This window comes from Nonomuraea sp. NPDC026600 (assembly GCF_040638335.1).
In the GTDB taxonomy this organism is placed as follows: Bacteria; Actinomycetota; Actinomycetes; order Streptosporangiales; family Streptosporangiaceae; genus Nonomuraea.
In genome coordinates, this window is the sequence record NZ_JBEZYD010000042.1 from 105,748 (window position 1) to 120,377 (window position 14,630).

11 protein-coding genes and 1 pseudogene are annotated in these 14,630 nt (G+C 70.8%); 7 read left to right on the top strand and 5 right to left on the bottom strand.

The window, feature by feature from the left end:
- Window positions 1-20 precede the first annotated feature (20 nt).
- Window positions 21-755, top strand: a complete 735-nt coding sequence (locus tag AB0F17_RS54850) for a hypothetical protein (protein WP_358041569.1) — start codon at window positions 21-23, stop codon at window positions 753-755.
- Window positions 756-785: 30 nt separating this feature from the next.
- On the top strand, window positions 786-2,741 hold the full coding sequence (locus AB0F17_RS54855) for a hypothetical protein (protein WP_358041611.1): 1,956 nt from the start codon (window positions 786-788) through the stop codon (window positions 2,739-2,741).
- A 22-nt stretch (window positions 2,742-2,763) separates the two neighbouring features.
- Here the strand turns inward: AB0F17_RS54855 and AB0F17_RS54860 are convergent, their stop codons facing one another.
- Complete coding sequence (locus tag AB0F17_RS54860) at window positions 2,764-3,186, bottom strand: DUF6292 family protein (RefSeq protein ID WP_358041572.1); 423 nt, start codon at window positions 3,184-3,186, stop codon at window positions 2,764-2,766.
- 276 nt (window positions 3,187-3,462) lie between these two features.
- On the opposite strand from AB0F17_RS54860, the gene AB0F17_RS54865 reads away from it, so the two are divergent.
- The gene (locus AB0F17_RS54865; RefSeq protein ID WP_358041575.1) at window positions 3,463-3,894 is read left to right on the top strand and encodes a hypothetical protein; all 432 of its coding nucleotides are present in this window, start codon (window positions 3,463-3,465) and stop codon (window positions 3,892-3,894) included.
- Here the strand turns inward: AB0F17_RS54865 and AB0F17_RS54870 are convergent.
- Window positions 3,891-5,030 (bottom strand): cystathionine gamma-synthase, encoded by a 1,140-nt coding sequence (locus tag AB0F17_RS54870; RefSeq protein ID WP_358041578.1) that lies wholly within the window; start codon window positions 5,028-5,030, stop codon window positions 3,891-3,893. The genes AB0F17_RS54865 and AB0F17_RS54870 overlap by 4 nt on opposite strands.
- Window positions 5,031-5,191: 161 nt before the next feature.
- The gene (locus tag AB0F17_RS54875; RefSeq protein WP_358041581.1) at window positions 5,192-5,401 is read right to left on the bottom strand and encodes a hypothetical protein; all 210 of its coding nucleotides are present in this window, start codon (window positions 5,399-5,401) and stop codon (window positions 5,192-5,194) included.
- A gap of 140 nt (window positions 5,402-5,541) precedes the next feature.
- On the opposite strand from AB0F17_RS54875, the gene AB0F17_RS54880 reads away from it, so the two are divergent.
- A complete protein-coding gene (locus AB0F17_RS54880) occupies window positions 5,542-6,681 on the top strand; it encodes a histidine kinase (RefSeq protein ID WP_358041584.1) in 1,140 nt (379 codons plus the stop codon).
- Window positions 6,682-8,817: 2,136 nt separating this feature from the next.
- Here AB0F17_RS54880 and AB0F17_RS54885 read toward each other — a convergent pair.
- A pseudogene (locus AB0F17_RS54885) lies at window positions 8,818-9,987 on the bottom strand (BTAD domain-containing putative transcriptional regulator); the annotation flags it as partial.
- 141 nt (window positions 9,988-10,128) lie between these two features.
- Here AB0F17_RS54885 and AB0F17_RS54890 point away from each other — a divergent pair.
- The gene (locus AB0F17_RS54890) at window positions 10,129-10,986 is read left to right on the top strand and encodes an NAD(P)-binding domain-containing protein (protein WP_358041587.1); all 858 of its coding nucleotides are present in this window, start codon (window positions 10,129-10,131) and stop codon (window positions 10,984-10,986) included.
- Here the strand turns inward: AB0F17_RS54890 and AB0F17_RS54895 are convergent.
- The gene (locus AB0F17_RS54895) at window positions 10,983-12,353 is read right to left on the bottom strand and encodes a cystathionine beta-synthase (protein ID WP_358041589.1); all 1,371 of its coding nucleotides are present in this window, start codon (window positions 12,351-12,353) and stop codon (window positions 10,983-10,985) included. The two genes, AB0F17_RS54890 and AB0F17_RS54895, sit on opposite strands and share 4 nt — an antisense overlap.
- A 129-nt stretch (window positions 12,354-12,482) precedes the next feature.
- Between AB0F17_RS54895 and AB0F17_RS54900 the strand changes: the two genes are divergently transcribed.
- Together AB0F17_RS54900 and AB0F17_RS54905 are read left to right on the top strand one after the other, a co-directional pair.
- Window positions 12,483-13,466 (top strand): SGNH/GDSL hydrolase family protein, encoded by a 984-nt coding sequence (locus tag AB0F17_RS54900; protein ID WP_358041592.1) that lies wholly within the window; start codon window positions 12,483-12,485, stop codon window positions 13,464-13,466.
- A 58-nt stretch (window positions 13,467-13,524) separates the two neighbouring features.
- Window positions 13,525-14,630, top strand: a 1,106-nt coding sequence (locus AB0F17_RS54905) for a PQQ-binding-like beta-propeller repeat protein (protein WP_358041595.1), incomplete at its 3' end; no start/stop codon positions are given.

The following is a 14,630-nucleotide window of genomic DNA, read 5'->3' on the forward strand; positions in this document are numbered from 1 at the left end:
GCCGTCAGGGGAGACCGCCCATGCGTCCGCTCGTCTTTGCCATCGCCTTGTGCTTGGGCGCTGTCGCCGTACCCGCCGGGGCCGCTGAGGCCACTGCCACGAAGGCCGTTTACGGCTGGGCCTGGTCCACCGGCGTGACCGGGATCCGCATCACGCCCATGGCCGCCACGTACCGCAAGCCGCTCCACACGTTCAAGGCCGTCCCCGGCGCCAAGGAGCTGCGGCTCGACTACGCCAAGGCCGCGTTCCGGCGGGTGACCGTCGCCTGCGACCTCAAGGAGACCGAAGGAAAGGTGGCGCTCGACCGCGCGGGCCTGGGCACCACCGTCTGCGAGCCTCGCGACCTGACCGCCGACCTGGCGTCCGGGCCCAGCGCCGTCCGCGTCGAGTACCGCGGCACCAAGGCCGTCAAGATCAGCGAAGTGCTCGCCCACGGGCCCGAGCCCCGCACCACCCGCGGCACGGTCAAGCGGATCGACGACACCACGGTCCTGTTCACCGGGGCGGGCAGGACGCTCAAGCTCGGCTACACCAACCTGATGACGTTCGGCAGGACCACCAGGCGCTGCGGCGACGGCTGGCTGGCCGGCAAGCCGGTCAACGCCGACAAGCACGGGCTCGGCAAGAAGCCGTGCCAGGCCAGCGACTTCGCCCAAGCCCTCAAGTCGGTCGGGCACCCGGTGCTCGTCCAGGTCGATTACGTGCCCCAGGTCAACGAACTCTCCGGGGTACGTGAGGTATTTGGGGACGCGTAGGCCCGTATATCGGGTTAGCGTGTGTTCGTGATGGCCTACCGCTATGGCGAGTTCAACGATGGCCCCGACCCCCTCGCCCCGCCGTACGACGTACGCGCCGCGCTCGACGAGATGGGCGACGCCATCCTGTCCGGCTCCACCCCCGTACACGCCCTGCGCGACCTGCTCAAGCGCGGGCTGCCCGGCGCCCAGGACCGGCGGGGTCTCGACGACATGCTCAGAGAGGTACGCCGCCGCCGCCGGGACCTGCGCGAGAGCGGCCGCCTCGACGGCACGCTGGAGAAGGCGCGGGCGCTCCTCGACAAGGCCATCGGCCAGGAGCGGGCCGAGCTGTTCCCCGACCCGTCCGACGACGCCCGGCTGCGCGAGAGCGAGCTCGACTCGCTGCCCGACGACACGGCCAGCGCGATCCAGCAGCTGACCTCGTACGAGTGGCGCTCCGCCGCCGCCCGGCAGACCTTCGAGGAGCTGCGCGAGCTGCTGCGCCGCGAAGTGCTCGACAGCCAGTTCAGAGGGATGCGCGACGCGCTGGCCCAGCCGGACCCGGCGGCCATGGAACGCGTCCGGCAGATGATGTCGGACCTCAACGACATGCTCGACAAGGACGCCAAGGGTCAGCACACCCAGGCGGACTTCGAGACGTTCATGAAGAACTACGGCGATCTCTTCCCGGAGAAGCCGCGCAACCTCGAAGAACTCGTCGACGTCCTGGCCCGGCGGGCTGCCGCGACCCAGCGCATGCTCGCCTCGATGACCCCGCGCCAGCGCGAGGAGCTGGCCAACCTGATCAACCAGACGCTCGACCAGGCCGGGCTCTCCGACCAGATGCGCCGCCTCGGCGAGGCGCTCCAGGCCCGCCGTCCCGACCTGGCCTGGGACACCCCCGACCGGCTCACCGGCGAGGAGCCGCTGGGCATGGGCGACGCCGTCACCGCTCTGGAGGAGCTGGCCGACCTCTCCCAACTGGAGACCTCGCTCCGGCAGGACTACCCGGGCGCCAGGCTCGACGACATCGACGAGTCCGCGGTCCGCCGCGCGCTCGGCCGATCGGCGGTCGACGACCTGGAGGCCCTCAAGCGGATCGAACGTGAGCTGGAGGAGCAGGGCTACCTCCTGCGCCGCCGGGGCAAGCTGGAGCTCACCCCCAAGGCCGTCAGGCGGCTCGGCGAGACCGCGCTGCGCCGGGTGTTCTCCTCGCTCGACGCGGGCCGGCGCGGCGACCACGACCAGCACGACGCGGGCTCGGCCGGCGAGCTGACCGGCTCGTCGCGGCCCTGGCGGTTCGGCGACGAGCAGCCGATCGACGTGGTCCGCACGCTGGTCAACGGCATCCGCAACGGCGGCGTCCAGACGGAATCGGGCGCGGTCCGGCTCTCCGTCGACGACTTCGAGGTGGCCGAGACCGAGCGGCGCAGCGCGGCGGCCGTCTGCCTGCTGGTCGACCTGTCGTACTCGATGGCCCTGCGCGGGACCTGGGCGGCGGCCAAGCAGACCGCGCTCGCCCTTCAGGCGCTGGTCGCCTCGAAGTTCCCGCAGGACGCCGTGCAGATCATCGGGTTCTCCAACTACGCGCGGGTACTGCAGCCGGACGAGCTGGCCGGTCTCGACTGGGACATGGTCCAGGGGACGAACCTGCACCACGCGCTGCTCATCGCGGGCCGGCACCTGGATCGCCATCCCGACTTCGAGCCGGTCGTGCTCGTGGTCACCGACGGCGAGCCGACGGCCCACCTGATGCGCAACGGGCAGTCGGCCTTCGAGTGGCCGCCGTCGAACGAGACGCTGGAGCTCACGCTGGCCGAGGTGGACAAGATGACGCGGCGGCGGGCGACGCTGAACATCTTCATGCTGGCGGGTGACGATCGGCTCAAGGAGTTCGTCGACGAGGTGGCGCGGCGCAACGGCGGGCGCGTGTTCTCCCCCAGCGCGGAGCGGCTGGGCGAGTACGTGGTGAGCGACTTCCTGCGGGTGCGCCGGTCCCGCTGAACTTCAGGCGGTCAGGTGGTGGTCACGCCTCGATGAGGGGGGCGTAGAAGTCGAGCGCGACGTCGAAGCCGTCGCGGCAGTTGCGGTGAGAGCGGTAGCAGGGGCGCCACGCGGAGCTGGCGCCCACGCCCACGCGGGCGTCGCCCAGCGCCGACGGCACGCGCTCGGGCCGGGGCAGCAGTCCGCCGCCCAGATAGCGGACGCCGTCGAGCTGAGTGTGCTCGCCGCGGTCACCGGAGACGAAGCTCCCGAGCCGCCATCCGCTCTCCTCGTCCCACACCAGCGCGCTGCCGTCCGCCAGGCGGACGGTCGCGTCACGCGGCTCGCAGGGGCCCTCCCACCAGTCGGCGACCTCGGCTCCGAGCAGGTCGACGACCTGCTGCACATAGCCGGTCGGCTGCTGCAGCCACTCGTCGGTATACGGCTCGACATGCCTGACGGCCACGGACGGCACCCCCTTGTGCCCAAAAGGTAAGGAAAAAGCGACGGTTAGCAACCATACCCGCGCTGAACTTATTCCGTTGCCAGAGCGTCTAGTCATTACGGACGATATTTACGTCCCACACGGGGAAGGAGGGGTGTCTCATGATTGCCATGATTCTTCTGATCGTGCTCATGGTGGTCGCCATCGCGGCCACCGAGCTGATCATGCGCTGCTCCTCGGAAGGTAAACAGAGTGTCGAGTCCACGGGCGAGATCGCCGGGGACTAGTCTCCTTCGCATGTCGTCCCTGCTTCTCTGGCTGCACATCGGCTTCTCGATCTTCACGGTGGGCCCGCTCACCGCGGTCACCATGGCCGCGCCTCGAGCCATCCGCACCAAGAACGTGCCCGTCCTGCAGAACATCCAGCGGACCACCAGGATCTACAGCATCGGTTCGCTGGGTGTGCTGATCTTCGGGCTGGCCGTCGGCATGTCCATCGGGGGCGGAGTGCTCGGCAGGTGGTACATGACGTCCTCGATGACGCTGTTCATCGTGGCCATCGTGCTGCTCGTCATCATCGACCGCGATCTGCGCGCAGCCGTCCGGGTCCTCGGCACCGAGAGCCCGGACGACGACGCGAAGGTGCAGAACGGCCGGATCGCCGCCATCAGCGGGCTGCTGTCCGTGATCTGGCTGGTGATCCTGTTCCTGATGGTCGTACCCGGTTAGCCGAGCGCCTGCTTGAGGTCGGCCAGCAGGTCGTCGACCGTCTCGATGCCGACCGACAGCCGCACCAGGTCGCCCGGCACCTCCAGCGGTGAGCCCGCCGCCGAAGCGTGCGTCATCCTGCCCGGGTGCTCGATGAGCGACTCGACGCCGCCCAGCGACTCGCCCAGCGTGAACAGCTTCGCCCGGTTGCACACCGCGACGGCCTCTTCTTCGCCGCCGGCGACGCGGAACGACACCATGCCGCCGAACCGCTTCATCTGCTTGGCGGCCACCTCGTGCCCCGGGTGCTCGCCCATCCCCGGGTAGAGCACCTGGGTCACGCGCGGGTGCGCGAGCAGCAGATCGACGACCCGCTCGGCGTTGTCGCAGTGGCGGTCCATCCGTACACCCAAGGTCTTGAGCCCGCGCAGCGTCAGCCAGGCGTCGAACGGCCCGGCCACCGCGCCCATCGCGTTCTGGTGGTAGGCCAGCTCCTCGCCGACCGCCTGGTCGGCCGCGATCAGCGCGCCGCCGACGACATCGGAATGGCCGCCGACGTACTTGGTGGTGGAGTGCACGACCACGTCCGCGCCCAGCGCGAGCGGCTGCTGCAGGTACGGGGAGGCGAAGGTGTTGTCGACGACCAGCAGCGCCCCGTTGTCGTGGGCGAGCTGGGCGAGCGCGGCGATGTCGGCGATGCCGAGCAGCGGGTTCGTCGGCGTCTCCACCCAGACGATCCGCGTCTTCTGCGTCATGGCCGCGGCCACGGCGTCGAGGTCGCCGAGCGGCACCGGGTCGTAGTGCAGGCCCCAGCGCTCGTTGACCTTCGCGAACAGCCGGTATGTGCCGCCGTACGCGTCGTTGGGGATGATGACGTGGTCCTGCGGCTTGCAGACGGTGCGCAGCAGGGCGTCCTCGGCCGCCAGCCCCGACGCGAACGCCAGCCCGCGCGCGCCGCCCTCGACCGCGGCCAGCGCCTCTTCGAGCGCGGTCCTGGTGGGGTTGGCCGAGCGGCTGTACTCGTATCCGGAACGCAGGCCCCCCACGCCGTCCTGCTTGTAGGTGGACGTCGCGTAAATCGGCGGCACGACCGCACCGGTCAGCGGGTCAGGCTCCTGACCTGCGTGGATCGCCAGAGTTTCGAAACCGTTCGTCATAAGCCCACGGTAACGGAAGCGGCCCGCGATCCGTTCCCCAACGGATCGCGGGCCGAGGCGGGCGCCGTCCCCAAAGCGACGCCCGCGTGACTCGCACGCCATGCCCGCGCGAGCCAGGTCTGTTGTTGTGCCAGGTCTGTTGCTGTGCCGGGCCAGTGGGCTCAGGCCGCTTGGGGCTCGTGCCGGTCGCCGCCCGTTCGGGGCGTCAGGCGGACCACGCCGGCGTTCGGTGCGGGCACCTCGATGTGGCGGCCGCTGCCGCCCTCCGCTTCCTCCCCGTTGATGCGGGAGAGCAGCACGGGGTCGGCCAGCGCCAGCAACAGCCCGATGACCAGCCCGACACCCAGTAGTACGAACCCGATGAGAATCATTTCCCGTCCCCCTTCCGGACATCTCCCAGCATGGTCGACGGCCCCCCGCCACCGCCTCCGCTGAAGGGCTGGTCCTCGGCGCCCCTCATCGGCCGAACGGTCGATGCTCGCCATCCGACTTCCGGCTTAGGCTTCCAGGAGTGGGGGAATCCAAGCGCGTCGTCTACTGGATCCGCCGGCTGAGCGACATCGCCGCGATCGGCTGGCTGGCCATGATGCTTCTCGTGGACTTCGTCGTGGCCGGCACCAGGGGCGGACTCCAGTGGACGGTGGCGATCTGCGGGGTCGCGGGCATCGCGGCCGTCATCCTGCGGCGCCGTTTCCGGGTCGAGACGTTCGTCGCCGTGCTGGCCCTGTCGTTCGTCGTCTCGTTGGTGATCGGCTTGACCGGGTTCGTCGGCGTGCCCGGCTCCGCGGAGACCGGCGCGTTGATCATCCTGACCATCGGCGTGCTCCGCCACGTCGAGCCGGTCAAGCGGGCCGCCGTGTTCGGGGCCGCCGCGCTGGTCGCCCTCATGGCGGAGGGCATCGCCCGCGATCCCCGCAACGAGCTGGTCTTCTCGTTCATGCTCTTCACCGCCTGGACGATGACCGCCGCCGTCGGCGGCTACCTCCGCTTCCAGCAGGAGCGCCGCAAGGAGGCGGTCCATTCCGTACGGCGGGCCGAACGCCTGGAGCTGGCCAGGGAACTGCACGACCTGGTCGCCCACCACATCACCGGCATCGTCGTACAGGCCCAGGCCGCCCGCACGGTCGCCGACATGAAGCCCGACGCCGTACTGCCCGCGCTCGACGCCATCGCCACTGCCGGCACGGAGGCGCTCACCTCGATGCGGCGCCTGGTCACCGTACTGAGGACCGAGGACGAGGCCGACAGACGGCCCGGCACGTCGCTGGCCGATCTGCGCCTGCTGACGGAACGGTTCTCGGCGAACGGGCCGCGCGTCGCGTTCGAGATCGGGTCGGGCATCGACGACCGCACCCTGCCGCCGGAGGTCATGACGACGATCCACCGGGTGCTACGGGAGGCGCTCACCAACATCCGCAAGCACGCGCCGGGCGCCAGTTGGGTCGAGGCCGAGCTGCGGCGCTTCGACCAGCGCGTGCTGTTGCGCATCCGTAACTTCGGCTCAGCCGCCGACCCCCGGCTCTCCCGGCTGGGAGGCGGGTTCGGCCTGGTCGGAATGGCCGAGCGGGTGGAGGCCCTGGGCGGGCGCCTCTACGCCGGGCCCGGCTCCGACGGCGCCTGGGAAGTGGTCGCGGAGTTTCCCGCGGCCTGAGGCGCGGGCCGCGTCGAACACCTCCTCCCCCATCGCCTCGCGCAACCTGGCGGCGATCCGGTCGACGTCGGCGCGCTCGGGGACGGGCAGAGGCACACCTACCGCCTCTCTGAGCGCCGCCGCCACCCCGAGCAACCCGGCCGCCTCCCGGTACTGCCCGAAACGCTCCCCGCGCCGCTCGCCTTGCCCGGCCATGAGTGACAGTGCGCCTGCCAGGCCCTCCAGTGCGAGCGCGATCGCTCTGGGGTCCCCGGTGGTCTGGGCCGCCTCGTAGCCATCCCGCTGCCTGGCGAGTGCTGTCTTGGCGTCGCCGCGCTGCTCGGCGGCGAAACCCAGTTCGGCCATGAGGAACGCGATGCCGGGCGTCCCCCGCACCTCCCGCAACCAGCCGAGCCACGGCATCAGGAGCCCTTCCGCCCGCTCGTACCTGCCCTGCCGCCTGGCGCTCAGTGCCAGCCCGAGCACGGCATGCTCCTCCGCGGCCTTGTAGGACTGCTCCACGGCCAGGCGCCTGGCCCGCTCGTGGTAGTGGTCGGCCCGCTCGTACTGGCCCGCCAGGAGCGCCACACGGCCCAGCCCCGCCAGTTTGAACGCGACCTCGAAGCCGAGCTCCTCCGCCAGCCGCAACTGCTCCACGCGCAATCTGGCGGCCTCGGCATAGTCACCACGTATCTCAGCCAGCCGGTCGAGCGCGTCCATGGCCTCCAACCGCCCCCACCCGTCCCCCAACTGGCTGAACAGCTCCAGACTCCGCCGGCCGTCCCGCTCCATCGCGGTCAGATCCGCCCGGCCCACCGCCAGCTTCGCCCGCAGACTGAGCGCGGCGGCGATCCCCCACTGATCGCCAAGCACCTCGAACGCGGCCAACGCCCGGCTCGCCGCCGCCCCATGCGCGACCTGATCGCCGTACGCCCAGCGCACGTGGGTCAGAAACCAGTCGGCCAGCGCCCGCCCCTCAACGTCGAGCTCCGCCTCCCGCACCGGCGGCGCCGCCTCCCCAACCGCCAACGCCATCCCCGCCAGCCACACAGACGCGACCGCCGCCCCGCTGACGGGATGGCCGATGGCCGGGGCGCCGCTGACAAGCGAACCGGTCACGGACGGATCGGTCGCGGACGGATCGGTCGCGGACGGATCGGTCGCGGACGGATCGGTCGCGGACGGATCGGTCGCGGACGGATCGGTCGCGGACATGGCGGTGGACAAGGAGCGGCGGGCCTCACCCATGCGGCCGCGTAGGAACCAGTACCAGGCGAGCGCGTTGACCAGGCGGAGCGGTTCCGGGCCCGACAGGGCGAGTCGCAGGTTGGCGGTCTCGGTGTCCAGGCGTTCGAGCCACTGCCTCTGTCCTGGGCCACGTAGGTCCGCCCGTTCGGCCAGCGACGTGTAGTAGCGGGCGTGACGTGCGGCGATCCGCCGGTGTTCGCCCGCTTCAGCCAGGCGTTCGGCGCAGTAGGCGGCGACCGATTCCAGCAGCCGGTATCTGGGGCCAGTGGTCACCACCACCAGCGAGCGGTCGACCAGCCGGGCCAGCACGTCCACCACGTCCACGCCGGGCTCGGCGCAGATCACCTCGGCCGCCTCCAGCGTGCACCCGTCCGCGTGCGCGGCCAGCCGCCGCAGCACGACCCGCTCGTGGCCGGACAGCAGGTCCCAGCTCCAGTCGATCACTGCCCGGAGCGTCCGCTGCCTCGACGGAGCGTCACGCATCCCGGAGCTGAGCAGGCGGAACCTGTCGTCCAGCCGCTCGGCCACTTCCCGTACGCCCAGCGCGCGCACCCGAGTCGCGGCCAGCTCCAACGCCAGCGGAATGCCGTCGAGCCGCCTGCAGATGATCGCGACCGCCTCGCCCACCTCATCCCGTTTGTCCAGCTCGTTCGGCCTGCTCGGCCAACTGGTCGGGTCAGTCGTGACGGTCACGGTCGCCTCGATGCTCTCGGTCGTCTCGCTGGTCTCGCTGGTCTCGATGGTCTCGATGGCCGTGGTGGTCGTGGTGGTCTCAGCAGACGCGGTGGTCTCGGTGGTCAAGGCGAGCGTGGCGGTCGTGCTCGACTCGTTCAGTTTGAGGTCGGCGCGGGCCGTGAAGAGGCGTACGGCGTCCGGCTCGGTCAGTGGCGGCACCATGTGGACGTGTTCGCCGGTGATGCAGAGCGGTTCCCTGCTGGTTGCCAGGACCCGTAGCCCTGGGACGGCCCGCAGCAGCGCCGAGACGAGCGCAGCCGCCTCCGCCACCAGGTGCTCGCAGTTGTCGATCACGAGCAACGCCCGCTTGGCCGCCAGGGCGGTCGCCAGCCTCGGTGGCAGGGGCGCGGCGTCGTCGTCGCGTACGCCGAGGACGTCCGCGACCGCCTCAGCCACGTCGGCGAGCCCGCCCAGCTCCACCAGCCACACCCCGTCGGGGAAGACAGGGCTTTCGTCGAGGAGGGAGCGGGCGGTTTCCAGGGCGAGGCGGGTCTTGCCGACGCCGCCCGGGCCCGTGAGCGTCACCAGGCGGGCGGTGCCCAGCAGGTCGCGGACCCGGGCGAGTTCGGCGTCTCTACCGATCAGCTCCGTGAGTGGGGACGGCAGGTTGGAGTGGGGCGGCCGGGCGGTGAGTGAGGGGTCCTGGCGGAGGATCGCCTCCTGGAGTGCTGCCAGCTCGGGCATGGGGTCCAGGCCCAGTTCCCCCGCGAGGCGCTCGCGTAGATCGTCGTAGCTGGCCAGGGCCTCGCCTTGGCGGCCGCCTCGGTACAGGGCGGTCATGTGCTGGGCGCGGAGGCGTTCGCGTAGCGGGTGCTGGGCGACCAGGTCGGCCAGATCTACGTCCTCGCCCAGCGCCAGCCGTACCTCTGCCTGCTCTTCGAGGGCGGACAGGCGCGCCTCCTCCAGGCGCGCGATCTCCGGGCGGAGGAACCCCTCGTCGGCGAGATCGGCGTACGCGGGGCCGCGCCACAAGGTCAGGGCCTCGTGGAGCTGAGCGGCCCGCTCGTGCGGGTCCGCGGAACGGCGGCCGGCGAGCTCCAGGAAGCGGTCCGCGTCGAGCGCGATACGGAAGCGGCCAGCGTCGTCCCGGTCTCGGAAACGGCCCGTGTCCGGCTCAGCCGGCGAGGGGTCCGTCTTGGGCTCGACGAGCGCCAGGCGGTAGCCCGCCGGGGTGTGGACGATCGAGCCGGGGCCGCCGAGCACGCGGCGGAGTTCGGAGACGCGGGCCTGGAGGGTGCCGATGGGGTTGCGGGAGGGCCGGTCCCCCCACAGGTCGTCGATCAGCCGGTCCATCGAGACCGGGCCGCCCCCGTGCGCCAGGAGGTCGGCCAGCAACGCCCGCATCCTGGGCTCCGGCACCTCGATCCGGCGTCCGTCGTCCGTCCAGACCGCCAACGGCCCGAGTACCCCGAAACTCACCACGTCAGGGACAACCCGTAGCGAGGCGGAAGGATTTCCGTAGGGGGACACCCGAAGGTGTGGGTCATGAGTCGAGTGACAGTGATCGGAATGGGCCCGATGGGGTCGAAGATGGCGGAGACGTTCCTCGCGGCGGGCCACGAGGTGACCGTGTGGAACCGTACGACGAGCAAGACAGAGCCCCTGGTGACCAGGGGCGCCCGGCGGGCGGCCGAAGCGGCCGAAGGCGAGTTGCTGGTCATCAGCCAGGTCAGCTACCAGGCCATGTACGACAGCTTGGGCGACGCGCGGCTGGACGGGAAGGTGCTGGTCAACCTCAGCTCCGGCACCCCGGAGGAGCTGCGCGCGGCGGCCGGGTGGGTGGTGGAGCGGGGCGGCACGCTCGTCACCGGAGGGATCATGGTGCCGCCGCCCGGCATCGGCCTGCCCATGGCGTACACCTTCTACAGCGGCCCCAAGGACGCCGTCGACCGGCACGCGGAGACGCTCCAGGCGCTGGCCACGATCACGTACGTGGGCGAGGACCAGGGCCTGGCGATGATGTACTACCAGGCGCAGTTGCTGATCTTCTGGTCCGGTCTGACCAGCTACATGCACGCGCTCGCGCTGCTCGGCACGGCGGGGGTGGCGCCCGGGGACTTCCTGCCGTTCGCCAGGGAGACGTTCACGCAGCTCGGGGGCGACGGGCCGATGGGGTTCGCCAAGATCCTGGCTGAGGAGGTCGAGGCCAGGGTGTACCCGGGCGAGCTGAACTCCCTGCGCATGCAGGCGGTCGGCCTCGGCCACGCCGTCCACGCGCTGAAGGACGCCGGGCTGGAGATCACGGTGCCGAACGCGCTCAAGGAGCTGTTCGAGCGCGCCGACGCCGAGGGGCGCGGCCTGGAAGGGCTCGGCACCGTGATCGAGTCGATCAAAAAGCCCTAGTGGTTGGCGAGGAAGGCGAGCAGGTCCTGGCGGGTCAGTAGCCCGGCGGGCTTGCCGTCTTCGAGCACCACGGCGGCGTCCGCCTTCTCCAGCGCCTCCACCGCGCGCGCCACCGATTCGCCGCTGCCGATCATCGGCAGCGGCGACGACATGTGCTCGGCGATCGTGTCCTCGGAGGAGAGCCGGCCGCGGTAGAGGGCTTCGAGCAGGTCGCGCTCGACGATGGAGCCGACCACCTCGGCCGCCATGACCGGCGGCTCCTCCTTCATCACCGGGAGCTGCGAGACGGAGTATTCGCGCATGATCGAGATGGCCGTGCCGACCGACTCGTGCGGGTGCACGTGCACGAACTCCGGCAGGCCCGCCCCCTTGCGGGCCAGTACGTCACGCACCAGGCCCTCCTCGGACGGGGTGGTCAGGAAGCCGTAGTCGGCCATCCAGTCGTCGTTGAAGATCTTGGACAGGTAGCCGCGCCCGCCGTCGGGCAGGAGGACGACCACCACGTCGTCGGGCCCCGCCTTGGCCGCCACCTCCAGCGCCGCCACCACGGCCATCCCGCACGAGCCGCCGACCAGCAGGCCCTCTTCGCGGGCGAGCCGTCGGGTCATGTTGAACGAGTCCTTGTCGGACACCGCGATGATCTCGTCGCAGATCTTCGTGTCGTAGGTGGCCGGCCAGATGTCCTCGCCGACGCCCTCCACGAGATACGGCCGGCCGGAACCGCCCGAGTATACGGAGCCCTCCGGGTCGGCCCCGATGATCTTCACGCGGCCCTGGGAGACCTCCTTGAGGTAGCGGCCGGTGCCGCTGATCGTGCCCCCGGTGCCGATGCCCGCCACGAAGTGGGTGATCCTGCCCTCGGTCTGCTCCCACACCTCGGGACCGGTCGAGTAGTAGTGGGAGTCGGGGTTGTTGACGTTGGAGTATTGGTCGGGCTTCCAGGCGTTGGGCACCTCGCGGGCCAGCCGGTCGGAAACCGAGTAGTAGGAGTCGGGGTGATCGGGCGACACGGCGGTCGGGCAGACCACGACGTCGGCGCCATAGGCGCGCAGTACCGCGATCTTGTCCTGGGCCACCTTGTCGGGCACCACGAACAGGCACTTGTAGCCCCGCTGCTGGGCCACGAGAGCCAGACCCACGCCGGTGTTGCCGGACGTCGGCTCGACGATCACGCCACCGGGCCGCAGCTCCCCCGACGCCTCCGCCGCGTCGATCATGCGGACCGCGATGCGGTCCTTGACCGAGCCGCCCGGGTTGAAGTACTCGACTTTGGCGAGCACCTGGGCGGACAGGCCGGCGGAGACCTTGTGCATCCTGACGAGCGGGGTGTTGCCCATCAGCTCGACCAGGGAATCGTAAACGCGCACCGAGGTGTTCACCTTCTTTGCCGAAGCTTGGTCAGCTTGCCGAAGGCCGAGATCCCGTGGGGGTGGCGAGCGCTCGGCTAGTTTTCAAGCAAACGCTACCGCCGAGTCCAGTCGAAGGGAGCAACGTACGTGGTCTGGGCACCGGGCACGGCGCGCGCGGCGCGCAAGATCGCGACGGCGGCGGCACTCGGAGGCGGCGGCCTGACGGCTCTCGGGGCCACCGCGTACGGCCTCCTGATCGCCGAGAGCCTGCTGGCCAGAAAGGTGATCGGCCGGCCGCACGGCATGGAGGGACCGCCGTCCGACGGCGTCTACGGCGACTTCTCCGGCGCCCCGATCGCCATGGCCCTGCTGGGCGATTCCCTCTCCGTCGGCCTGGGGATGACCGACCCGGCCAGGACGCCGGGAGTGCTGCTCGCGCACGGCCTGGCCTCGGTGGCCGAACGCCCGGTACGCCTCCACGTGGTCGGCAAGTCGGGAGCCCCGTCGGCCGAACTCGGCGACCAGGTCGACCGGGCGCTGAAGGCGGAGCCCGACCTGGCCGTCATCTTCGTCGGCGCGAACGACGTCACCACCCAGACCCCGCCGGCGGCGGCCGTACGGTACCTGAGCAAGGCCGTGCGCCGGCTGCGCGAGGCGGGCGCCGAGGTGGTCGTGGGCACCTGTCCCGACCTCGGCACGGTACGGCCCATCGCGCAGCCGCTGCGCTGGGTGACGCGGCGCTGGAGCCGCCAGCTGGCCGCGGCGCAGACGGTCGCGGTGGTCGACGCGGGCGGGCGTACGGTCGCGTTCGCCGACGTCCTGGGGCCGGAATTCGCCACAAACCCCGGCGAAATGTTCGGACCGGATCGTTTCCATCCATCTGCCCGAGGTTACGCACAGGCAGCTTACGCAGTGCTACCTTCTGTATGCGCTGCGTTGAGGTTGTGGCCCGAGCCGAGACCCGCGCGCGGCGAAGGTTTGCAACCGATTTACCTTGCGGCGGCTACGGCCGCGGAGGAGTCCGGCACCGAGGTCTCCGCGACCCGGGTCGCCGGGCGGGCGACGGGTCCCCACGGCAAGTGGGTGACGTTGTTCCGCCGCCGGCTGGGGGAGACGCTCAACGACGCCTGACCCCGGTCACCCTCCGAGCCGAAGCCGTCACTCTTCGTCCCTTTGGAGTGGATTGCTCGTGCTCCGGCCCCTCGCGAACGCCGCCCTCACACTCGCCGGAATCCTGGCCCTGGCCGGCTGTTCCGACAGCGGCGCGGCCACGGCCGACTTCCCGACCTGGCAAAACTCCGAGATCGACGCGGTCAGCCGGATGGCGGCCGCAGGCGGGGTCGTCACGACCACCTCCATGAAGCCCGACGGCACGCTGGAGACCGTCGCCGTCGACCTCACCCACGGCAACAAGCTCTGGGCCCAGCCGGCCACCATGGCGGGCAGATTGCCCGGCATGGGCGTCTCCGCGCCCGCCATCGTCGAGACGGCCCCCGGCCAGGCCGTCGTCGTGGCGATCGACCCGGCCAAGAAGGGCCGCTGGAACGCCGCGCTCGTCGCCCGCGACGCGCGCACCGGCACGCAGAAGTGGACGCGGCCCGTGCATTCGACGTTCGGCCCCCAGCGCTGCGGGTCCTACATCTGCCTGTCGGAGCACACCGCGCTCTCCAGCGCCCGCGTGGTGGTGCTCGACCCGGCCACCGGCAAGCAACTGTGGAAGCTGCCCGGCATCGCCGAGGTCGAGTGGTCCGACGCCGACCGGGTGCTGCTGCTCCGCCTGGCCTCCAACCCCATGATCGAGTCGTACGAGCTCAAGACCGGCAAGCTGCAGTGGCAGCAGCCGATCGAGCAGGCGCTCGGCCCCGGCATCGACATGTCGGGCGGGTGGGCCTTCGGCTCGACGAGCGACAACCTGATCGGCTACGTCGCCCCCTACACGAACCCGCAGACGAAGAAGGTCTCCACCTTCGGCCTGTTCTCCGTCAAGATCGGCGACGGCACGATCAACTGGATGCGTCCCTCGGTCGTCCGCGTCTACCCCAGCGGCAGCCCCGGTTACGCCCCCGTCGTGCGGCCGGTCGACCAGCAGGGCACCTACGGCGGCTTCGCCCGGCTCGACTCGGAGAGCGGCCGGGTCGTCGGCCAGATCGCCGCCTCCGAGGTGCCCGGCTCCGGCTGGTGGCTGGCCTTCCCCGACCGAATGGAGAAGCTGGGCTTCCTCAAGCACGACGCCAAGGGCGCCGCCTTCGATCTGACGACGGGCGCCTCGGTTCCGGTCGACAACCAGCGCGGCTG